At 70.6% G+C, this 21,117-nt stretch carries 14 protein-coding genes; 9 read left to right on the top strand and 5 right to left on the bottom strand.

Going from position 1 to position 21,117, the window contains the following annotated elements:
* The first annotated feature begins 27 nt into the window (after positions 1-27).
* The 3 genes from A9977_RS08940 (at position 28) to A9977_RS08930 (ending at position 5,616) form a co-directional block, all read left to right on the top strand.
* Positions 28-1,380 (top strand): dicarboxylate/amino acid:cation symporter, encoded by a 1,353-nt coding sequence (locus A9977_RS08940; RefSeq protein WP_183024542.1) that lies wholly within the window; start codon positions 28-30, stop codon positions 1,378-1,380.
* Between the two features lie 175 nt (positions 1,381-1,555).
* Positions 1,556-4,276, top strand: coding sequence for a tannase/feruloyl esterase family alpha/beta hydrolase (locus A9977_RS08935; protein WP_183024541.1), 2,721 nt, complete (start codon positions 1,556-1,558; stop codon positions 4,274-4,276).
* On the top strand, positions 4,273-5,616 hold the full coding sequence (locus A9977_RS08930) for a S9 family peptidase (protein ID WP_183024540.1): 1,344 nt from the start codon (positions 4,273-4,275) through the stop codon (positions 5,614-5,616). Before A9977_RS08935 ends, A9977_RS08930 begins: the two co-directional genes overlap by 4 nt.
* A 10-nt stretch (positions 5,617-5,626) precedes the next feature.
* On the opposite strand, the gene A9977_RS08925 is transcribed toward A9977_RS08930, so the two are convergent.
* On the bottom strand, positions 5,627-6,952 hold the full coding sequence (locus A9977_RS08925) for an MFS family transporter (RefSeq protein ID WP_183024539.1): 1,326 nt from the start codon (positions 6,950-6,952) through the stop codon (positions 5,627-5,629).
* A 112-nt stretch (positions 6,953-7,064) separates the two neighbouring features.
* Complete coding sequence (gene pbpC, locus A9977_RS08920; protein ID WP_183024538.1) at positions 7,065-9,236, bottom strand: penicillin-binding protein 1C; 2,172 nt, start codon at positions 9,234-9,236, stop codon at positions 7,065-7,067.
* Between the two features lie 162 nt (positions 9,237-9,398).
* On the opposite strand from pbpC, the gene A9977_RS08915 reads away from it, so the two are divergent.
* Complete coding sequence (locus A9977_RS08915; RefSeq protein ID WP_183024537.1) at positions 9,399-9,605, top strand: hypothetical protein; 207 nt, start codon at positions 9,399-9,401, stop codon at positions 9,603-9,605.
* A 23-nt stretch (positions 9,606-9,628) separates the two neighbouring features.
* Here A9977_RS08915 and A9977_RS08910 read toward each other — a convergent pair whose 3' ends face one another.
* Complete coding sequence (locus A9977_RS08910) at positions 9,629-9,907, bottom strand: DUF2164 domain-containing protein (protein ID WP_183024536.1); 279 nt, start codon at positions 9,905-9,907, stop codon at positions 9,629-9,631.
* A gap of 135 nt (positions 9,908-10,042) precedes the next feature.
* Between A9977_RS08910 and A9977_RS08905 the strand changes: the two genes are divergently transcribed.
* The 3 genes from A9977_RS08905 to A9977_RS08895 are packed head-to-tail and all read left to right on the top strand — an operon-like array spanning position 10,043 to position 11,086.
* Positions 10,043-10,327: a DUF3955 domain-containing protein gene (locus A9977_RS08905; protein WP_183024535.1), complete on the top strand. Its 285-nt coding sequence runs from the start codon at positions 10,043-10,045 to the stop codon at positions 10,325-10,327.
* 50 nt (positions 10,328-10,377) lie between these two features.
* Complete coding sequence (locus A9977_RS08900; protein WP_183024534.1) at positions 10,378-10,629, top strand: hypothetical protein; 252 nt, start codon at positions 10,378-10,380, stop codon at positions 10,627-10,629.
* Between the two features lie 34 nt (positions 10,630-10,663).
* Positions 10,664-11,086: a PaaI family thioesterase gene (locus tag A9977_RS08895; protein WP_183024533.1), complete on the top strand. Its 423-nt coding sequence runs from the start codon at positions 10,664-10,666 to the stop codon at positions 11,084-11,086.
* Positions 11,087-11,128: 42 nt separating this feature from the next.
* Here the strand turns inward: A9977_RS08895 and A9977_RS08890 are convergent, their stop codons facing one another.
* On the bottom strand, positions 11,129-17,158 hold the full coding sequence (locus A9977_RS08890; RefSeq protein ID WP_220811625.1) for an MG2 domain-containing protein: 6,030 nt from the start codon (positions 17,156-17,158) through the stop codon (positions 11,129-11,131).
* Between the two features lie 134 nt (positions 17,159-17,292).
* Between A9977_RS08890 and A9977_RS08885 the strand changes: the two genes are divergently transcribed.
* Together A9977_RS08885 and opgC are read left to right on the top strand one after the other, a co-directional pair.
* Positions 17,293-18,537: a glycosyltransferase family 4 protein gene (locus tag A9977_RS08885; RefSeq protein ID WP_183024532.1), complete on the top strand. Its 1,245-nt coding sequence runs from the start codon at positions 17,293-17,295 to the stop codon at positions 18,535-18,537.
* 10 nt (positions 18,538-18,547) lie between these two features.
* Positions 18,548-19,729 carry an OpgC domain-containing protein gene (opgC, locus tag A9977_RS08880; protein WP_183024531.1) on the top strand — a complete coding sequence of 394 codons (1,182 nt, stop codon included), beginning with the start codon at positions 18,548-18,550 and terminating at the stop codon, positions 19,727-19,729.
* 15 nt (positions 19,730-19,744) lie between these two features.
* Here the strand turns inward: opgC and A9977_RS08875 are convergent, their stop codons facing one another.
* Entirely contained in the window at positions 19,745-21,112 is a 1,368-nt protein-coding gene (locus A9977_RS08875) for a UDP-glucose/GDP-mannose dehydrogenase family protein (protein WP_183024530.1), read from the bottom strand.
* Positions 21,113-21,117: the final 5 nt, after the last annotated feature.

Raw genomic sequence — 21,117 nt, 5'->3', positions numbered from 1 at the left:
CACCTTCACTTTCCTGCAGGCAAAAACATGACAACACAGCCAAGCACGACCAAGCTTCCCCTCTATCGGTCGCTCTACGTCCAGGTCATCACCGCGGTGATCATCGGCGTGGCCCTGGGCTACTTCTATCCCCAGGTCGGCGAATCGATGAAGCCGCTGGGCGACGCCTTCATCAAGCTCATCAAGATGATGATCGCGCCGATCATCTTCTGCACCGTGGTGGTCGGCATCGCCGGCATGGAGGACATGAAGAAGGTCGGCAAGACCGGCGGCCTGGCGCTGCTGTACTTCGAGGTCGTGAGCAGCATCGCGCTGGTGGTCGGGCTGGTGCTGGTCAACGTGTTCAAGCCCGGCGCGGGCATGAACATCGACCCGTCCACCATCGACACCAAGTCCATCGCCGCCTACACCGGCCCGGGCAAGATGCAGGGCACGGTCGACTTCCTGATCAACATCATCCCCAACACGCTGGTCGACGCCTTCGCCAAGGGCGAGATCCTGCAGGTGCTGCTGATCGCCGTGCTGTTCGGCTTCGCGCTGCACAAGTTCGGCGGCCGCGGCACGCTGGTGTTCGACGTGATCGAGAAGGGCTCGCACGTGCTGTTCGTGATCGTCAACTACATCATGAAGCTGGCGCCCATCGGTGCCTTCGGCGCCATGGCCTTCACCATCGGCAAGTACGGCATCGGCTCGCTGTTCTCGCTGGGCAAGCTGATGGGCGTGTTCTACCTGACCTGCCTGCTGTTCATCTTCGTGGTGCTGGGCGGCATCGCGCGCTTCCACGGCTTCAGCATCTGGAAGTTCATCAAGTACATCAAGGAAGAACTGCTGATCGTGCTGGGCACCTCGTCGTCCGAATCGGTGCTGCCGCGCATGATGGAGAAGATGGAGAACCTGGGCGCCAAGAAGACCTGCGTGGGCCTGGTGATCCCGACCGGCTACTCCTTCAACCTCGACGGCACCTCGATCTACCTCACGATGGCCGCGGTGTTCATCGCGCAGGCCACCAACACCGACATGACGCTGGTGCAGGAGATCACGCTGCTGGCGGTGCTGCTGCTGACTTCCAAGGGCGCGGCCGGCGTCACCGGCAGCGGCTTCATCGTGCTGGCGGCCACGCTGTCGGCCGTGGGCCATGTGCCGGTGGCGGGCCTGGCGCTGATCCTCGGCATCGACCGCTTCATGTCCGAGGCGCGCGCGCTGACCAACCTGATCGGCAACGGCGTGGCCACCATCGTGGTGGCCAAGTGGACCGACGAGCTCGACGAGAAGCGACTGCACGCGGCCCTCAACAACGAGAGCTGGGTCGAGGCCAACGAGCCCGAGGTGCTGCTCAACGCAAAGACCGAGCGCATGGCTGGCGAGGCGCCACGCGCCTGACCCGCGCCCGAGGCGGGCCGGCGCCTGCATGGGCCGAGGAGACGCGCGCGCATCTCCATATCTTTCAAGTATCGAACGGGTCCTGTTTTCGTATTTGACCTGGGGTTGGCGTGCCGCCTATCGTCGGCTCGCCCATCACCAAGGGGCCCCGCGAGGTCCCCGTTCGGAGACACCCATGCCTTTGCGCCATCCTCTTCTCGCCGGCCGTGCCACCGCGCTGCCGGCACTCTTCGGCCTTGCCCTGCTGTTGACCGCCTGCGGCGGCGGCAGCGATGGTGCCGCCGTGCCGCCGGTTGCCACCCAGCCGCCCCCGACCGGCGCCGATCCCGACGGCCCCCCACCGCAGCCCGAAGTGCCGACGGCACCTTTGGTGGCCTGCAGCGCGCTGGCCGGCACGGTCATCGCGCCCGCGCGCATCGGCCTGCCGACGCAGGGGGCCACCATCACCACGGCGACGGCCGTGGGCGCCGGCGATGCCGGCAACACGCTGGGCGATTACTGCCGGGTGCGCGGCACCATCCAGCCCATCGATGCGCAGGCGCCGGTGATCCAGTTCGCGGTCAACCTGCCGCAGCAGTGGAACCGCAAGCTGATCCACTTCGGCGGCGGCGGCTTCAACGGCCGGCTGATCGACGGCACCGAGCCGATCCGCTTCGGCCCGATCGACAAGCCCGCGCCTCTCGCGTTGGGCTACGTGACCTTCGGCGACGACGGCGGCCACCAGAGCGGCAGCATCACCGACGCGCAGTTCGCCGCCAACGACGAGGCGCTGGCCAACTACGGCGGGCAGGCGCTGAAGAAGACGCACGACGTGGCGCTGCAGCTGGTGCAGGCGCACTACGGACGCGCGCCGGCGCATGCCTACTTCCTCGGCACCTCCACCGGCGGGCGCGACGCGCTGGCCCACATCCAGCGCTGGCCCGCCGACTACGACGGCGTGATCGCCAACGAGCCGGCGCTCAACTACGCCGGCACCCGGCTGTCGAACCTGGCGGTGGGCCGTGCGCTCTACGCCAACGGCGGTGCCGGCTGGCTCAACGTCGCGAAGACGCTGCTGGTGCAGCGCACCGTGCTGGCCGCCTGCGACAAGCTCGACGGCGCGGCCGACGGCATCGTGAGCAACGTCGAGAGCTGCCGCCAGCTCAACACGCAGATCCTCGACAGCTTGCGCTGCAGCGGCGGCACCGACAGCGGCGACGGCTGCCTGTCGGACCCGCAGCTCGCGAGCATCCGCGCGATCGAGTCGCCGCTCGAATTCACCCGCTACGCGCTCGCCAACGGCACCACGCGCGCCGGCGGCTACAACATCCTCGAAGGCGCGCTGGTGGCCGGCCCCTTCACCACGCGCGACCTCGGCACGCGCCGCACGCCGGGCAATCCCGCGACCTCGGCCGACGCCAACATGTACGTCACCGGCGACCAGTGGGCCAAGTTCTTCGTGACGCGCAACGCCACCTTCGATTCGCTCACGCTCGATCCGCTCGACCCGGGCGCGTTCACCGCGCGCGTCGTCGAGGCCTCGGCCATCACCGACGCGACCGACCCCGACCTGCGGCCCTTCCTGGCGCGCGGCGGCCGGCTGATCCTGCTGCACGGCCTGGGCGACGAGGTGATCAGCCCCAACTCGACCATCGACTACTACCGGCGCGTGGTCGCCACCGTGGGGCAGGCCGCGGTCGACCAGGGCGTGCGCTTCTACACGGTGCCGGGCATGGGTCACGGCACCGGCGTCTTCATTCCCAACTGGGACTCGCTGGCGGCGCTGGAGAACTGGGTCGAGGGTGGCCTCGCGCCCGCCACCGGCGTGGCGGTCGACGCGGTGCCCGCCACCTATGGCCGCACTCGGCCGCTGTGCCAGTTCCCGGCCTGGCCCAAGTACAAGGGCAGCGGCAGCCTGGACGCGGCGGTCAACTACAGCTGCGTGACCGAGACGGTCGACCCGCTGGCCTGCCCGAACCTGCCCGCGGTCGCCACGGTCTACAAGGGCGGCGACTTCCTCGGCGAGGAGCTGCGCCTGTCGCTCGACCCGGCCACGCTGCACTACACGCTCACGCTGGATGCCAGCCTGCAGCGCCCGGCCGGCACGCAGCGCACGGGCACGCTGCTGCCGCTGGGCGCCTGCAGCTACGGCAGCGCCGAGAACGGCGCGACCTTCGTGCTGGGCGCCGGCGGCGTGGTGCAGGGCGGCATCGCGACGCCCAGCGGCAACAGCTTCGTGCCGCTGATCGCGTTCCAGAACAGCTTCGAGAACAGTGCGGCCCCGGCGACCTTCAACCCGGTCGCCAACATCTTCAACAGCGCCGGCGTGCAGTACGGCGCGGGCGGCACGGCCAGCGGCTACGCGGGATCGACGCGCGTGCGCAACGCGGGGACCTTCCAGTCCTGCCAGGACCCGGTGACGGGTGGCTTCATGACCTACGATGCGGACTGCACCTCCACCACCAAGGGCTACCTCGTGTACAACGCCGGCCGCAATGCCTTCGACATGATGAGCACCTCGCCGACCGGTTCGGCCACCACCACCGGCGGCACGCCGAGCGGCTCGGTGATCTTCGGCAAGGTGGGCGCCACCACGGTGCCGCTGTTCCTGGTGCGCGAGTCGGGCACGCGCTTCGGCCTGCGCCTGCAGGCGGTGCAGCAGGGCGTGGTGGCGGGCGCGGCCGATGGCCGCTACCTGATGGCCGGCAGCGACGGCACGGCGCACGAGGCGACCCTTGCGGGCAGCAGCCTGAACCTCGGCGGCGCGACCGGCACGCTGGTGGCCGACAGCCCGGTGCTGGGCGTGCTGCAGGGCAGCGGCACGCGGGCCGGCCATTTCATCCACAGCGCGGGCGTGCTGGGCTTCGTCGCGCAGGGCGGCAGCGGCGCGGCCTTCGAACTCGGGGTGCGGAATTGAACGCGCGCCAAGGCCGTCGCGCCGCGCTCGCCTTCGGCCTGGCCTGCGTCGTGGGCGCGGCCAGCGCCGCGCCTGACGCCACGGCCCCGCAGCCGGCCGCCTGCCCGGCCAGCGTGCCGGCCGATGCACGCTGCTACAACGGCCGCGATGCCGAGGGCGCGCTCTACTGGATCGCGATCCCCGCCGGCTGGCAGCGCGATGTGCTGGTGATGCACACGCACGGCGGCCCGGAGCTGGGCGCGCCGACCCTGGCGCGCGGCGCCGAGGACCTGCAGCGCTGGTCGGTGATGGTCAAGGCCGGCTATGCTTGGGCCGGCTCGACCTACCGCCGTGGCGGCTACGGCGTGACCATGGCGGGCGAGGACACCGAACGCCTGCGCCGCCTCTTCGTGCAGTCCTTCGGCCAGCCGCGGCGCACCGTGCTGCATGGCCAGAGCTATGGCGGCGGGGTCGCCTCGAAGGCCGCCGAACGCTACGGCCCGGTGCCGGGCCAGCGGCCGGCCTACGACGGCGTGCTGTTGACCAGCGGCGTGCTCAGCGGTGGCGGCAACGCCTACGAATTCCGGCTCGACCTGCGTGTGGTCTACCAGTACGTCTGCCGCAACCATCCGCGGCCCGACGAGCCGGCCTACCCGCTGTGGCAGGGCCTGCCGGCGGGCGCGACGCTCACGCATGCCGAGCTGGCCGAACGCGTGCGCGAGTGCACCGGCGTCGGCCTGCCCGCGGCACAACGCAGCCCCGAGCAGGCGCAGCGGCTGCAGACCATCCTGTCGGTGGTGCGCATTCCCGAGCGCAGCCTGCTCAGCCACCTGAGCTGGGCCACCTTCCTGTTCAGGGATCTCACGCAGAAGCGGCTCGGCGACCGCAACCCCTTCGGCAATGCGAAGGTGGTCTACAGCGGCTCGAGCGACGATGCGGCCTTGAACGCCGGCGTGCTGCGCTACGAGGCCGACCCCGTGGCCGTGGCGGCGCTCGCGGCCGACAGCCGGCCCGGCGGGCGCCTGCGCCTGCCGGTGCTCACGCTACACGCCATCCATGACCCGACGGCCTTCGTCGAGCTCGAGCACAGCTACAAGGACATCGTCGACGCGGCCGGCGCCTCGGACCGGCTGGTGCAGACCTTCAGCGAACAGTCGACCCACAGCTACCTCAGCGATCCGGAGTACCCGGCGCTGATGCGCGCGCTGCTCGACTGGATCGATCGCGGCGAGAAGCCCACGCCGCAGAAGGTCGCGCAGCTGTGTGCGCAGTACGAAGCCGACTTCGGCAAGGGCTGCCAGCTGCGGCCCGACTACACGCCGCCCGCGCTGGCGACGCGGGTGCCGGCCGCGGGCCGTTGATCGTTCTCGCTCAGTGGTCGTGGTGCAGGTAGTTCGCCTGCCGGGGCAGCCGCAGGCTCACCAGGAAGGCGATCACCATCATCGCCGTCACGTACCAGTAGAAGGCCGATTCGTGGCCCAGGCTCTTGAGGCCCAACGCCACGTACTCGGCCGAGCCGCCGAAGATCGCGTTGGCCACCGCATAGGCCAGGCCCACGCCCAGCGCGCGCACTTCGGGCGGGAACATCTCGGCCTTCACGATGCCGCTGATCGAGGTGTAGAAGCTCACGATGGCCAGCGCCACGATGATCAGCACGAAGGCCACGATCGGGCTCGTCACATGCTGCAGCGCGGTCAGGATCGGCACCGTGGCGAGCGCGCCCAGGCCGCCGAACAGCAGCATGTTGTTGCGCCGGCCGATGCGGTCCGACAGCATGCCGAACAGCGGCTGCATGCACATGTAGACGAACAGCGCGCAGGTCATCACGTAGCTGGTGGTCTTGATCGGCAGGTGCACCGTGTTCACCAGGTACTTCTGCATGTAGGTGGTGAAGGTGTAGAAGATCAGCGAGCCGCCGGCCGTGTAGCCCAGCACCGTGAAGAAGGCCGCCTTGTGGTGCTTGAACAGCCCGGCCATGCTGCCGGCTTCCTTGTTGGCCTTGGCCTCGGCGGTCTGTGTCTCGTGCAATGTGCGGCGCAGCAGCAGCGCGACCACGGCCGCGATGGCGCCGATCACGAAGGGAATGCGCCAGCCCCAGGCCTTGAGTTCGGCCTCGTCGAGGAACTGCTCGAGCACCACGATCACCAGCACCGCGAGCAGCTGGCCGCCGATCAGCGTGACGTACTGGAAGGAGGAGAAGAAGCCGCGCTGGCCGCGCAGCGCGATCTCGCTCATGTAGGTGGCGGTGGTGCCGTATTCGCCGCCCACCGACAGGCCCTGGAACAGCCGGCACACCAGGAGCAGGAAGGGCGCCCAGGCGCCGATCTGCGCATAGGTCGGCAGGCAGGCGATGACCAGCGAGCCACCGCACATCATCGTGACCGAGATCAGCATCGAGGTCTTGCGGCCCACCCGGTCGGCGATGCGGCCGAACAGCCAGCCGCCGATCGGGCGCATCAGGAAGCCGGCCGCGAACACGCCCGCGGTGTTGAGCAGCTGTGCGGTGGGGTCGGACTTGGGGAAGAACGCCGGCGCGAAATACAGCGCGGAGAAGGCGTAGACGTAGAAGTCGAACCATTCGACCAGGTTGCCGGAGGAGGCGGCCATGATCGCGAAGATGCGGTGGCGTTTTTCCTCGGAGGTGTAGGCGCGCGGCGGGGCCGAGGCGCCCGCGGCGGGGGGAGCGGTGACAGACATGGATTCGCCTTGTTGTATGAGATTTGGGCGCCTCCGATTGTGCGGCGACCCGCTCGGGCGTGCTGTCAGCGGGCATCGCGTCCGACCCGCGCGCAGGGGGATCGCGGCCGGGCTAGCGTCGGGCGACCACCCCGGCGCCCCGCACCTCGAGCCGGACCTGGTCGAGCACGCGGCCGCGTGCATCGGTCAGCTCGATCACATGCCGCCCGGGCCAGGGCAGCCACAGCGCGCGGTTGCCGCGCGCGAAGGGCTTGCCGTCGATGCGCCACTGCAGGCCGCTGCCCTGGGCCTCGAAGCGCACGCGCTGGCGCGTGGGCGGGATGTCGGGATCGAGCGCGATGATCGAGCCGTCGGCCGGTGCGGTGATGCGCGCGCCGGCCTCGGGGTCGGCGGCCGGGGTGTCGCGCGCGAACAGCGGCTGCTCGGTGCCGGCGAGGAACCACTCCTCGCGCGGTGCTTCGATCGCATCGCCGAAACGCACCGGCAGCTGCACCAGGCCCGCAGGCGGCGTCGGGGCGCGGCTGGGTTCGCGCGCATGCAGGAAGCCCATCACCTCGGCCCAGACGGGCGCCGCGCCGCTGGTGCCGCTCACATCCCACATCGGCGCGCCGCTGGCGTTGCCGACCCACACGCCCACCGTGTAGCGCTGCGACCAGCCCACGGCCCAGTTGTCGCGCATGTCCTTGCTGGTGCCGGTCTTCACCGCCGTCCAGAAGCGCGTGCCCAGCACGCTGTCGACGCCGAAGGTGCGGGTGCGTGCATTGGCATCGGACAGGATGTCGCCCACGATGAAGGCGGCGCGCGCATCGAGGGCCTGGGTCGCGGCCGCGGGTTGCGCGGCGGGCAGGATGCGGGTCTCGCCGTAGCGCCCGCCGTTGGCCAGGGTGCGGTAGCTGTTGGTCAGCGCCAGCAGCGAGACCTCGGCGCTGCCCAGCGCCAGGCTGTAGCCGTAGTAGCCGCCGCTCTCGCGCAGCGCGATGCCCGCGCCGCGCAGCTGGCGCGCGAAGGCCTCGGGCGAGACCATCACCAGCGTGCGCACCGCCGGCACGTTGAGCGAGGCGGCCAGCGCGGTGCGCGCCGAGACCAGGCCCTTGAAGCGCCGGTCGTAGTTCTGCGGGATGTAGAGGCCGCTCGCGGTGTTGATCTGCGCCGACGAGTCGTCGAGCAGCGAGGCCGCAGTCAGCCGCCGCTCGGCGACGGCCTGCGCATAGAGCAGCGGCTTGAGCGTGGAGCCGGGCTGGCGCTGCGCGAGCACGCCGTCGACCTCGGCCGCGCGGCTCAGTTGGCCCGAGGAACCGACCCAGGCCAGCACCTCGCCGCTGGCGTTGTCGAGCACCACCAGCGCCGCGTCCTCGACGTTGCGGCCGTGCAGTTCGCGCAGGTGGCGCTGCAGCGTGGCCTGCGCGAAGCGCTGCAGCGGTGCGCGCAGCGTGGTGCGCAGTTCGGTGTCGCCGGCCTTCGCCGTGGACGCGCGTCGCTCCTGCAGCGCGCGGCGCGCCAGGTGCGGCGCGATGCCTTCGCTGGGGTCGAAGGCGCGGCGCTGCAGGGCCGCGCTGGTGAACATGTCGAGCGCCGAGCAGTCGACGCGGCGCCGATCGGCCTCGCTCGCCTCCATCGCCTTCATCACCTCGCAGGCGCGCTGCGCGACGCGCGCGGGCCCGGCGTTGGGCGCGCGCACCAGCGAGGCCGCCACCGCCGCCTCGCGCGCATCGAGGCCGTGCGGCGCCTTGCCGAACAGCGTGCGCGAGAGCGCGTCGATGCCCACGAGCTCGCCGCGGAAGGGCACGCTGTTGAGGTAGGCCTCGAGGATCTGGTCCTTGCGCCACTGGCGTTCGAGCTGGCCGGCCGCGACCGTCTGGCCCAGCTTCTGCGTCAGGCTGCGGCCGCCGCCGGCGCGCCGCAGTTCGTCGTCGAGCAGGCCGGCCAGCTGCATCGTGATGGTCGAGGCGCCGCGGGTGCGGGTGTTCCAGAGGTTGCCCCAGGCCGCGGCCGAGACCGCGCGCCAGTCGACGCCACTGTGTTCGTAGAAGCGGCGGTCCTCGCTGAGCACCATCGCCGTGCGCAGCGCGGGCGACACGTCGGCCAGCGCGATCCACTGGCCGCGGCGCACCGTGGCGTCGGTGCGTACGCGCTGCAGCAGCACGCCGTCGCGGTCGAGCACGGCGGTGTCGGAGGGCTGTTGGGCGCGCCGCACCTGGTCGAAGCTGTCGAGCGCAAGGGCGGGGGCCGACGCCACGAGCAGCAGCGCCGTGGTGAGGAGAAGGGCGGGCGAGGTGAGTTTCATGAAAAGGGGCGAGGCCCGGGGACGCCGCCATTCTGCCGCGCGACGGACGGGGTGCCGGCCTACGCGAACTGCGCGCGTCGCGCCGATGGCCCGGACACCGGGGAAGGCCACAGTGGCCTCACGCCGTGTCCTGCGGCCCCTGCCCAACGAAAGGAAGACCCCATGAAGACACTGCTCGTCTTGCTCGCCGCATCCGCCACCCTGGCCGGCTGCGTGGTCGCCCCGTACGACAACCGTCCGCCGCCGCCGGGCCCGGGCATGCGCGATCGCGACCGCGACGGCACACCCAACCGCTACGACCGCGATCGCGATGGCGACGGCGTGCCCAACCGCTACGACCGGCGCCCGAACGACCCGCGCCGCGACTGAGGCCGCGATGACGCCGGGGCGGCTCAGCGCCGTCCCTTGGTCTGCTTGTCGTACTTGCGCCAGTAGTCGAATTCTTCCTCGTGCACCTCGATGTCGAGTTCGGCCACCCGCGCCTGCAGGCGTTCCTGCGCATCGGCCACGCCCCGGTTGTAGAGCACGGGGCCGATCTCCTCGAGGAAGAAGCCCAGCAGCGCGCCGGCTGTGATGTTGCCGATCTTCTGGCCGTCCATGTGTTCGACGAAGTAGCGCTCGATGGAGCTGATGGCCTGCTGGCGTGCTTCACGGGACAGTTCGAGGGTCATGGCGAGAACTCGGTGGGGAAGGTTGGGCGGCAGTCGGACCCGCAGTGTGCCGCCTTTCGGTGGAGGGGCGTGGCGCGCTGAACCATTGCCGGCCGACGGGCTCCAAGCGGATGTCACACATCCCGGGAGATACACATGACCGACAAGGACGCGGGGCCCACCCACGCCATTTCCCCCTCCGCACGGAAAAGCCGCGCCCCGCTGCGGCGCTGGCTCTGGCTGCTGACGCTGGGCCTGTCCCTCGCCTGCTTCGCGGTGCAGCTGCTGTTCGGCACCAGCGAGGTCGATCCCCACGGCTTTCTGTACGAACCGCTGTTCGGTCTGATCCCCGTGAGCCTGGCGCTGCTGGCCATCGCCATCGTGCTGCTGGCGCTGGACATCGTGCTCAGCCGGAGCACGCGGCGCGACGCCACCGACTGACGCAGACACTGTGGCATCCTCGACCGGATCGCTGGCGACCCGAAACGAGGATGGACAGACACACCGCAACAAGCCACCGCCCCGCGCCGCAGGGGCGACAGGTGGACGCGTTCGAGCGCAAGGTGCGCTTCGGCTGCGGCGCCCTGCTGGGCCTGGTGGTGGGACTGGGCCTGTGCGTGCGGCTGTGGCCGCTGAGCGGCCTCGCCATGGGCGCGGTCGTGCTGCTGGCCATCGTCGCGTGCGGCGCCTGCGCGGTCCGCTGGGGCGACCGCTTCTGGGCCCGCCTGCGCTGGCTGTCGTAGCGGCGTATCCCTTCTCAACTTTTCACGGTTCCCCATGAGCGATCTCTTCCCACGCATTGCCGCCAGCTTCGACGCTCAGGGCCTGATGGCCACCATCGGCGCCAGGCTGGTGCATGTGGCCGACGGCGAGGTCCACATTGCGCTGCCCTTCTCCAAGGCGCTGTCGCAGCAGCACGGCTACCTGCACGCGGGCGCCACCACCAGCATCGTCGACAGCGCCTGCGGCTACGCGGCGCTGACGAAGGCGCCGGCCGGCTTCGAGGTGGTCACGGCCGAGTTCAAGATCAACCTGATGCGCCCCGCGCTGGGCGAGCGCTTCCTCGCCATCGGCCGCGTGGTCAACGCGGGCCGGCTGATGACCGTCTGCTCGGGCGAGGTGCGAGCCTTCGCCGGCGCGGGCGAGGCCTACAAGGTGGTCGCGCTGATGCAGGCGACCGTCGTCAACGTCCAGCGCTGAGCGCCGGCGGCACGCCTGGCCGAAGCCGGGCGCGCGCCGCGCTCATTTCGCGGCCGGCTCCACCTTCACGCGCGCGTTAGGCGCCTCGCCGAACATCTCGGGCGCATAGAGCGCCTCGACGCGGCTGGGCGGCAGCGCGAAGTCGCCCACGTTGTTGAGCCGCACCGTGTACTCCATCTTCACCACGCCCTTGGGCAGGTACTCGTAGTAGCTGCGGAAGGACTCGAAGCTGCGCTCCTCGAAGGCCGGCCAGCCGGCGCCGCTGCGCTTCTCGCCCTGCGTGGCGATCTGCGAGTCGCGGCCCAGGCCGCTGCCCAGGATGGTCGCGCCGCCGGGCACCGGGTCGGTGATGGCGACCCAGGTCATGTCGGCGCTGGCGTTGACCTCGAGCGTGACGCGCAGGATGTCGCCGCGCGTGTACTGGCCGGCCTTGGCCTGCTCGACCGGCGTGATGGTCTTCTTGATCGCATAGCCGGCCGCGAACGGCGCCTTGAGCTGCACCGCGGCCACCGACTGCAGCGTGAGCCAGGGCTTGCCGGTGCCGCTCTGGGTGACCGTCAACGTCTCCTGGGTCGGCTGCTTCCAGGGCAGGAACATGGTGTTGTTGCGCAGGTTGCCGGGCGACGCGGGGGCGCCGAACCAGGTGGCCTGGTTGGGCGCGCCGGTGGCGTCGCTGGCCTTCACGCGCTCGACGCGGCTCCAGTCCACGCTGTCGGTGCGGGCCGCCGAATCGGCGTTGCCGACGGCCGGCGGGCGCAGCACGGCGGTGGTGGTGCCGGTCACCGGCGTGCTCTCGAACACCTTCGAGAAGCGGTCGAGCGCCAGCCCGCCCCAGAGGTTGGCCGTGGTGGTGTGCCAGGCGCCGTTCTGCTGGCGGCCGATGAAGCCGTTGGCCAGCCGGCCGATGTCGTCCTTCCAGGCCGGGTCGTCCATCACCGCCAGGAGCAGCCGCGCGGTGTTGACGTCGCCGTTGGTCATGAGCCACCACCAGTAGTCGTCCTGCTCGGTGCTGAAGATCAGCTTGGTGCCCTGGTAGGACAGCCGCGCCTTGAGCACGTTGCCGGCCTCGTCCAGCCGCTGCTGGCGCTGCGGCACGTCGGGCACGCGCTTCAGGATCTGCATCCAGTCGATCACCGCGCTGGTGGGCCACTGGTTGGGCGCGATGGTGATGCTCGCGGTCATGGCGCCGCGTGCCTTGCCGTAGCGCGACAGGGCTTCCAGCGCGGCCAGCTTGCGCACGTCCAGGTCCTTGCGCGGGCTCCAGAACTCGCGCTGGATCCGGCCTTCGACGAAGGCGATCAGGCCGCTTTCCATCGGCGCGCGCGCCGCGTCCGACAGCGCGAAGGCCGGGTCGATGGACGAGGCCTCATGCGTGGCGGCCAGCAGGTAGGAGGTGAGGATGTCGCTGCCGCGGTTCGATTCGCCGTCGCGCGGCGGGAAGTAGCTCGCCAGGCCGTCGCTGTCGAGGTAGCTGGGCAGCTGCGCCACCACGCCCTGCCACAGCTTGCCGTCGCGCAGGCCGATGGCCTTGCTGGTCTTCTGCTCGAGGCAGCTGAAGGGGTAGTTGGCGAACCAGTCGCGCACGCCCGGCATGCCTTCGGCCAGCTTGGGCTGCAGCGACATCTTCAGGCCGCCGCGGTTGGGCAGCGCGTCGGCCGGCGGCGCCACGTCGAGCGTGAAGCTGCCGTCGACCTGCACCAGCGTGGCCTGCTGCACCGTGAGCGGCACGGCCGGCACGATGCGCTGGCGCACCTTGAGCGCATCGCGCGCGCCGCCCAGCGTGTCCCTGGCCTCGATTTCCCACAGGATGGCCTCGGCCCGCGTCTGCGCGAGCTGGGCCGGCGCCGTCACGTTCCAGGCCAGCTCGCGCGCTTCGCCGGCCGGGATCTCGACCGTCTGCGGCTCGAGCGTGAGCAGGGTCGCGCGCGGCGTGGCCTCGACCTTCATCGCCTTCTGCGTGGTGTTGCGCAAGGTGAGCTGCGCGCGGAACTGGTCGTCCTCGCGCACCAGCGGCGGCAGGCCGCTGATGATCTGCAGGTCCTGCGTGGCCTGGATGCTCGCCTGCCCGGTGCCGAACAGGCCGGTGCCCATGTCGGCCACGGCGACGATCTTGAAGGTGGTCAGCGCATCGTTGAGCGGCACCGTCACCACCGCCTGGCCGTTGGCGTCGAGCACCACCGAGGGGTTCCACAGCAGCAGGGTGTCGAGCAGTTCGCGCGTCTGGCCCTTGCCGCCGCCGCCGCCCGCAGGCACGGCCTTCTTGCCGTAGTGCCGGCGCCCGACGATCTCCATCTGCGCGGTCGAGGTCGAGACGCCCCAGCTGCGTCGCTGCAGCATGGCCTCGAGCAGGTTCCAGCTGTCGTTGGGCATCAGCTCGAGCAGCGCCTGGTCGACCGCGGCCAGCGCGACCTCGGCGCCCGCGGCCGGCTTGCCGTCGGGCAGCTTGGCCGAGATGGTGACCTGGGCCTGGCCGCGCACCGGGTAGCTGGGCTTGTCGCTCGTGACCTTGACGTCGATGCGGTGGGCCTGCGTGCCGACGCGGATCTCGGCCAGGCCGAAGCGGTAGGCCGGCTTGCTCAGGTCGACCAGCGCGGTCGGCGCGACGTATTCCTTGCCCTCGTACCAGAAAGCGGTCCACCACTCGCGCGGCGCCTTGAAGCCCCAGGTGAAGAAGCTGTACCAGGGCACCTCGCGCAGCCGGCCGCGCAGCGCGAGCACGCTGACGTAGGCGTTGGGGCCCCATTCGGGCTTGACCTGCAGGCTCACGGTCGGGTCCTGGCCGTTGAGCTGCACCACGTGCGTCTCGATCACGCCTTCGCGTTCCACCGCGACCAGCGCGGTCGCGAAGCGGAAGGGGCTGCGCACCTGGAACTTGGCGACCTCGCCGGGCTGGTAGTTCTTCTTCTCGGGCAGCACGTCGATGCGGTCGTTGTCCTCGCCGCCGAACCACAGCTCGCCCTGGCGGGTCACGTAGACCGAGCCCGCGGCCTTGCTCTCGCGGCCTTCCTTGTCGCTGGCGGTCACCACCAGCTCGACCTCGCCGGCCTCCTTGAGCGCGGCCTCGCACAGCACCAGGCCGCGCAGGTCGCTGGTGCCGGTGCACACCGTGCCCAGGTCCTTGAGCTCGGTCTTGTTGTCGTAGGTGTAGAAGCCCCCGACCATGCGCTTGCGGCTGGTGGTGGTGATGCGCGCGACGGCGTTCACCTGCACCTTCACGCCGGCCTGCGCCTTGCCGGCGAGGTCCAGCGCCAGCGCCTGGAACTTGAGCTTCTTGTCGGTCGAGACCCAGCCTTCGGTCTTGAGGCCGGCGATCACCTCGGCCGGCCACAGCGTCTGCGTGCTGCGGATGGTCTGCACCTCGCCGTTCGGGTCGGAGTAGGTGGCTTCGATCAGCAGCTCGCGCGGCGTGGCCTTGGCCAGCGGCACCTTGTCGATCGTGAGCTTGCCGGCGCCGTTGCGGTCCAGCGTGACCGGCAGCTTGTCGGCGATCACGCGGGTGTCGGCCGAGGCCGAGGCGTCCTCGTCTGCATCGGCGGCCGCGCTGTCGCCCTGCTGGCGCGGCGGCGAGAAGTTGAAGCTGTCGTAGTCGGCGAAGGACAGGCTCTTGCCGCGCACCATGGCCGACACGCGCACCGGCAGGTTGGCCGCGCCGCCACCCGCCACGTAGTTGATCTGCACGTCGGTGGGCAGCGAGGTGACGGCCACCAGCGGCTTCTTGTCGCTGGGCGTCACGCGGCCCTCGAGCACCGGCAGGCGGAACTCCTCGACCCGGAACTGGCCGCTGCCGAAGCTGCGCTGGTAGTCGTCGTCGTCGCCGCCCTTGCCCTTGGCGCTGCGCAGTTCGACCTGGTAGACGCCCAGCTTGGCGGCCGGCGGAATGGCGAAGGTGTTGACCGCGCTCAGGCCGCCGGTGGCGGTCTTGCGCCAGGCCACGGGCTGGGTGAACTTCTGGCCGCTGCCGCTGTGCGTGACGACCAGCGTGTCGGGCAGTGCGTCGGGCAGGCCGAAGCCCTTGGCGGTCTGGGCGCGGATCAGGTGCTTCATCGACACCGTCTCGCCGGCACGGAACAGCGTGCGGTCGAACACCGTGTGCGCGATGCGGTCGGGCTCGGGTTCGAGGCTGGTCGGTACGTTGAAGCGCCAGGGCTCGATGCCGCGCTGCCAGTCGCTCCAGGTGAAGGCCAGGTCTTCCACCGGCTTGGCGTTCTTGTCGCCGGCATCGGTGAGCGTGGCGCGGGCGCTCACGAAGTAGGCGTCGTTGCCGTAGTCGTTCTCGCCCGAGCAGCTGGGCGGGCTGGACGAGATGCCGGCCAGCGTCACGACGCCGCTGGCGTCGGTGCTGCCCTTGGCCACCTCGCGGCCGCGGCAGTCCGAGACCCGCACCGCGGCGTTGGGCACCACCTGGCCCTTGTCGAGCGTCGTGACCCAGGCCACGGCGTTCTCGCGCCCCAGCTTGAAGTGCACCGCGAGGTTGGTGGCCAGCGCGGTGGTGCGCACGTACATCGTGCGGCCGTCGCCGTAGCGCTCGTCGAGCAAGGCATCGCCCAGCTTCTTCGACGCGATCTCCAGCACGTGGAAGCCCGGCGTCAGCGGGATGCCGATGACCTCGAAGGGGCGCCCGGCGGGGCCCGCGTCGCCGGCCTTGGGCATGTCCAGCGTCTTCACGCCGGGCAGGCCGCCCAGCAGCGACACCATGCGGGTCTGCACGCTGCTGCGGTTGTCGCGGTCGATCACCGGCGGCAGGGGGCCGCGGCTGTCGCGGCCCGCGGTGGCGCGGTCGATGGACGAGCGCTCGTCGTAGCGCCGCACCTTGCGATACCAGGCGATGATCTCGGCGTCGGTCTTCGGGTTCAGGTCGCTGACCTTGCCGGGCGTGAGCGCCTGCACCTGCAGTTCGGGTTCCACGCGCCGCACCGTGACCGGCATCATCGCGACGCCGCCAGGCTCGGCCAGGCGTTCGAGCACGCCGAAGGGCGAGGCCGCGAACTTGGCCAGCGGCGGCATCGCGCCGGTGGCGACGGCCAAGGGGAAGGTGCCGGGCTCGCCCAGCGCGCGGCCCGAGGCGTCCTCGAACTTCGAAGGCAGCTCGACCTTGAAGGGCGTCTCTTCGGGGAAGGGCGGCACGAAGCGCACCGACTCGATCACCGCGTCGTCGCTGGCGGCGTTCTCCTCGTCGTTGAACTTGGGCTTGAGCGTCTGGCCGCCACCGCTCAGGCGGATCTGGCTGGCCAGCTTGCGCGTGACCGGCGCGTTGAAGCGCAGCTCCATCGGCCGCAGCGGCAGGCAGGCGGCCTGCGCGTTCTCGCGCTCGCAGGTGAAGGACACCGCGAAGGGGTCGCGCACCTCGTAGCTGAAGCGCTTCTCGGTGGTGTTGACGATGCCCGAGGGCGTGGCCACGCCCTGGCCGTAGACCAGCTGGACGCGGCTGCCCGCGCTCAGGGTGCGGTTGCACTGCAGCGTGGCGAAGCGCAGCGGCTCCTTCTGGGCGGCGCGGTCGCGGCCGGCGGCCTTGAGCAGCGCCTCGCGGTCGCTGCCCTCGAGCAGCCGCACCGGGATGCGCTCGCCGATGTCGTCGGCCGCGCACCAGACGTTGTCGCGCACGCTGGCCAGCGTGGCCGGGCCGTTGAACTCGAGCACGAAGGACTGCTGCTCGTCGATCTTCCCGTAGCTGGGCTGGATGTTGCGCACGAAGGGGCCGCCGGTGTTGAAGCTGTGGCGCTCCGGGCCGCTCCAGTCGCCGCCCGCGGCCGGCTTGAAGTTGGGCACGCGGCTCACGGTGCAGCGCACGCCGGGCGGCAGGTCGTTCTCGAAGTCGTAGACCCACTGCTTCTCGCCGGTCCAGCGCCCGGTGCCCTTGGCGGCCTGCGCGTCGTTGCAGCTCACGGTGAAAGGCGCGGCGGCCTTGGGGTCGCCGAAGTTGACGGCGGCGGCATCGAACTTGGCCACCACCTGGCGCACGCGGGCGACCTCGCCCTGCGGTGTGACGCTCAGGGTCTGCAGGGCACTGGCCTCGAATGCGGCCAGCGCGAGCAGCGCGGCGGTGATGACGGAAGCGGTTGTTCTTGTCTTCAAGGGACGTTCTCCTTCGGGTTTGCAGCGTAGCGCAACTCGAAGGGGCGCCTAGAAGGCAAAAGGCCTCACCGGATCGTGCCAAACACCCGGTTTCGCCCCCTCTGGAAACAATCGCTCCACTATGATCGGCCGCCATGACACTGCTGTTGAGCCATCCCGCGGGCAACCAGAATGTGCGCGCCATGCTCGACGCCTTGCAGGCGGCCGGAATGCTGGGCCGCTTCGCCACCACCGTCGCCGCCGACGACCAGAGCCTCGCCCTGAAGCTGATGCCCGGGCGCCTGCGCAACGAATGGATGCGCCGGCGCTTCGACGTGCCGCGCGACAAGCTGCTGCAGCACCCGGGACGCGAGATCGCGCGCGTGGCCTGCGGTGCGCTGGGCTGGCGCGGTCCGCTGCGGCACGAAGAGGGCTTCGCCTCGGTCGACGCGGTGATCCGTGACTTCGACCGTTTCGTCGCGGGCACCTTGCCCCGGCTGCAGTCGCGCGAAGGCCTGAAGGGCGTGTACGCCTACGAGGACGGCGCGCTCGCTACCTTCCGCTCGGCCCGCACGCTGGGCCTGAAACGCATCTACGACCTGCCCATCGCCTACTGGGAACTGGGCCGGCGCCTGATGCAGGAGGAGGGCGAGCGCCTGCCCGCCTGGGCGCCCACCCTGGGCGGCGGCCTGCTCGACTCGCAGGCCAAGCTCGACCGCAAGACCGAGGAGCTGGCGCTGGCCGACCTGGTCGTGGTGGCCAGCCACTTCGTGCGCGATTCGCTGCCGGCCTCGGCGGCGCAGAAGGCCTGCGTGATGTCGCCCTTCGGTTCGCCCCCGGTCTGGACCGGCGGCTGGTCCGAGGCCGCGCTCGACCCGGCGCGGCCGATGCGCGTGCTGTTCGCGGGCTCGATGGGCCAGCGCAAGGGCCTGGCCGACCTGATGCAGGCGATGCGCCTGCTGGGCGGCGAGAACATCGAATTGCGGGTGATGGGCGCGCCGCTGGCCGAGCTCGACTTCTACCAGCGCGAATGCCCGGGCTTCATCCACGAGAAGGGCCGCCCGCATGCCGAGGTGCTGGCGCTGATGCGCAGCTGTGACGTGTTCTGCCTGCCCTCGATCGTCGAGGGCCGCGCGCTGGTGATGCAGGAAGCCATGAGCCAGGGCCTGCCGGTGGTGATCACGCCCAACACCGGCGGCGCCGACCTGGTGGTCGAGGGTGAAACGGGTTTCCTGGTGCCGATCCGTTCGCCCGAGGCCATCGCAGACAGGCTGGCCTGGCTCAACCAGCACCGGCCCGAGCTGGTGGCGATGAAGGCCCGCGCGGCGCGGCATGCGGCCGAGTATTCATGGCAGCGCTACGGCGAAGCCATCGTCGACGCGATCCGCGCGACCGTCTGAGTCCGAGCGCATGGTGCCGATCCACGCCCAGGGCGCGCCGTCGGTGCGCCCGGCCTCGCCACGCTACTGGGAGGTGGATGCGCTGCGTGGGCTGATGCTGGTGCTGATGACGCTCACGCACCTGCCTTCGCGCCTGACCGATCCGCTGGGCCAGCCCTTCGGCTTCGTGTCGGCGGCCGAGGGCTTCGTGCTGCTGTCGGCCTTCATGGCCGGCCTGGTCTACAGCCGCGCCGGCTACCGCGAGGGGGTCGACGCGATGCGCCGCGCCTTCTGGCGCCGCGCGCTGCGCATCTACCTGGCGCAGGCGGCCACGCTGCTGTTCCTGTTCACCATCATCGCGGCCGTCGGCCTGCGCATCGACCAGCCGGCCGTGAAGGACCTGATGTCCTTCTACCTGGAGCAGCCGCGCGAGGGCTTCCTGTTCGGCCTGCTGCTGGTCTACGAGCCGCCGCTGCTGGACATCCTGCCGATGTACATCTTCTTCATGCTGCTCAGCCCCTGGGTGCTGGCCCTCGCGATGCGCCACGGCTGGCTGGGCGTGGTGCTGGCCAGCACCACCGTCTGGGCGCTGGCGCAGTTCGGCCTGAGCGAATGGATCTACGTGGGGGTGGTGCGCTGGACCGGCCTGTCGGTGCCCTTCCACGAGATGGGCGCCTTCAATGCCTATGCCTGGCAGTTCCTGTGGTTCATGGGCCTGTGGCTGGGCGCCAGCCGCAGCGCGCCGGGCGCGCGGCCGATGCGCCTGCCGCCGTGGCTGCTGCTGGCGGCCACCGCCGTGGCGCTGTACGGGCTGTACTGGCGCCATCACGGCCTCAACGGCCAGGCGCCCTTCGGAGCCGACGAGCAGCTCAACCTGCTGTTCGACAAGTGGCAGCTCGGCCCGCTGCGCATCCTGAACCTGGTGGCGCTGGGCGTGCTGGCGATCGGCTTCGGGCCCGCGCTGGCGCGCAGGCTGCCGCGGCTCCATGCGCTGGAGGCGATGGGCTCGGCCTCGCTGCCGGTGTTCTGCGCCCACCTGGTGGCGGTGCTGCTGGTGCTGGCCTTCTACGGCAGCAACCAGCTGGTGCGGCCGGCCTGGGGTGATGCGCTGCTGCTGGGCGTGGTGTTCGCCGGGCTCTACGCGGTGGCGCGGGTCACGCTGTGGCTCGATGTGCGCAAGGCGGCGCGGCTGCGGCTGCGCGCCGCGGACTGAGCCGCGGCCCGGTCCTCAGACGCTGTTGCGGCCGATGCCGTGGTAGGTCACGCCGCCGGCCTTCATGACCGCCGGCTCGTAGAGGTTGCGGCCGTCGAACACGATCGGCGACTTCATGGTCGACTTGAGCCGCTCGATGTTGGGGCTGTGGTAGGCCTTCCACTCGGTCACGATGATCAGCGCGTCGGCACCCTCGAGCGCCGTCATCGGGTCCTTGGCGTAGCTGATCTGGTCGAGCAGCACGGGCGCGTCGGCGAAGTCGAGCGCGAGCACGCGGCGGGTCTCGGTCACGGCGATCGGGTCGTGCGCCACGATGCGCGCACCGGCGCGCAGCAGCGCACCGATCACCACCCGGCTCGGCGCTTCGCGCATGTCGTCGGTGTTGGGCTTGAAGGCCAGGCCCCACAGCGCGAAGCTGCGGCCGCTCAGGTCGGCGCCGAAGCGCGCGAAGACCTTGTCGGTCAGCACCGTCTTCTGCTCGTCGTTCACCGCCTCGACCGACTCCAGCACGCGCAGCGTCTGGCCGTTGTCGCGCGCGATGCGGGTCAGCGCCTGGATGTCCTTGGGGAAGCAGCTGCCGCCGTAGCCGGTGCCGGCGTAGAGGAAGCTGTAGCCGATGCGCGGGTCGGAGCCGATGCCCTGGCGCACCGACTCGATGTCGGCGCCCACGCGGTCGGCCAGGTTGGCCAGCTCGTTCATGAAGCTGATGCGCGTGGCCAGCATGGCGTTGGCCGCGTACTTGGCGAACTCGGCCGAACGCACGTCCATCACGCGGGTGCGCTCGTGGTTGCGGTTGAAGGGCGCATAGAGCTTGCGCATCGCGGCCAGGGCCTCGCGGCCGTTGTCGTCGTCGGCCACGCCGATCACGATGCGGTCGGGGCGCATGAAGTCGTCGACCGCCGCGCCTTCCTTGAGGAACTCGGGGTTGCTCACCACCGAGAAGCCGAGGTCGGTGCGGCCGCGCTTTTCGAGCTCCTCTCGGATCACCGCGCTCACCTTGTCGGCGGTGCCCACCGGCACGGTCGACTTGTCGACCACCACCTTGAAGCTCTCCATGTAGCGGCCGATGTTGCGGGCCGCGGCCAGCACGTACTGCAGGTCGGCGCTGCCGTCCTCGTCGGGCGGCGTGCCGACCGCGATGAACTGCACTTCGCCGTGCGCCACCGAGGCCTCGATGTCGGTCGAGAACTCCAGCCGGCCGGCCTCCACGTTGGACTGGACCACGTCGGCCAGCCCGGGTTCGTAGATCGGGATGCCGCCTTCCTTCAGGATGGCGATCTTGCGCGGGTCCACGTCCAGGCAGAAGACGTTGTTGCCGATGTCCGCCAGGCAGGCGCCGGTGACGAGGCCGACGTAGCCGGTGCCGATGATCGAGATTTTCATTTGTT

Source organism: Variovorax sp. UMC13, from assembly GCF_014170375.1.
Classification (GTDB): domain Bacteria; phylum Pseudomonadota; class Gammaproteobacteria; order Burkholderiales; family Burkholderiaceae_C; genus Variovorax.
This window is presented reverse-complemented; position numbering and strand designations above follow the sequence as displayed.

What these genes read in the sequence shown, in the direction of transcription:
- A9977_RS08940 (WP_183024542.1), top strand. Translation starts at nt 28, where the DNA reads ATGACAACACAGCCAAGCACGACCAAGCTTCCCCTCTATCGGTCGCTC.
- A9977_RS08935 (WP_183024541.1), top strand. Translation starts at nt 1,556, where the DNA reads ATGCCTTTGCGCCATCCTCTTCTCGCCGGCCGTGCCACCGCGCTGCCG.
- A9977_RS08925 (WP_183024539.1), bottom strand. Translation starts at nt 6,952, where the DNA reads ATGTCTGTCACCGCTCCCCCCGCCGCGGGCGCCTCGGCCCCGCCGCGC.
- pbpC (WP_183024538.1), bottom strand. Translation starts at nt 9,236, where the DNA reads ATGAAACTCACCTCGCCCGCCCTTCTCCTCACCACGGCGCTGCTGCTC.
- A9977_RS08915 (WP_183024537.1), top strand. Translation starts at nt 9,399, where the DNA reads ATGAAGACACTGCTCGTCTTGCTCGCCGCATCCGCCACCCTGGCCGGC.
- A9977_RS08910 (WP_183024536.1), bottom strand. Translation starts at nt 9,907, where the DNA reads ATGACCCTCGAACTGTCCCGTGAAGCACGCCAGCAGGCCATCAGCTCC.
- A9977_RS08905 (WP_183024535.1), top strand. Translation starts at nt 10,043, where the DNA reads ATGACCGACAAGGACGCGGGGCCCACCCACGCCATTTCCCCCTCCGCA.
- A9977_RS08900 (WP_183024534.1), top strand. Translation starts at nt 10,378, where the DNA reads ATGGACAGACACACCGCAACAAGCCACCGCCCCGCGCCGCAGGGGCGA.
- A9977_RS08895 (WP_183024533.1), top strand. Translation starts at nt 10,664, where the DNA reads ATGAGCGATCTCTTCCCACGCATTGCCGCCAGCTTCGACGCTCAGGGC.
- A9977_RS08885 (WP_183024532.1), top strand. Translation starts at nt 17,293, where the DNA reads ATGACACTGCTGTTGAGCCATCCCGCGGGCAACCAGAATGTGCGCGCC.
- opgC (WP_183024531.1), top strand. Translation starts at nt 18,548, where the DNA reads ATGGTGCCGATCCACGCCCAGGGCGCGCCGTCGGTGCGCCCGGCCTCG.
- A9977_RS08875 (WP_183024530.1), bottom strand. Translation starts at nt 21,112, where the DNA reads ATGAAAATCTCGATCATCGGCACCGGCTACGTCGGCCTCGTCACCGGC.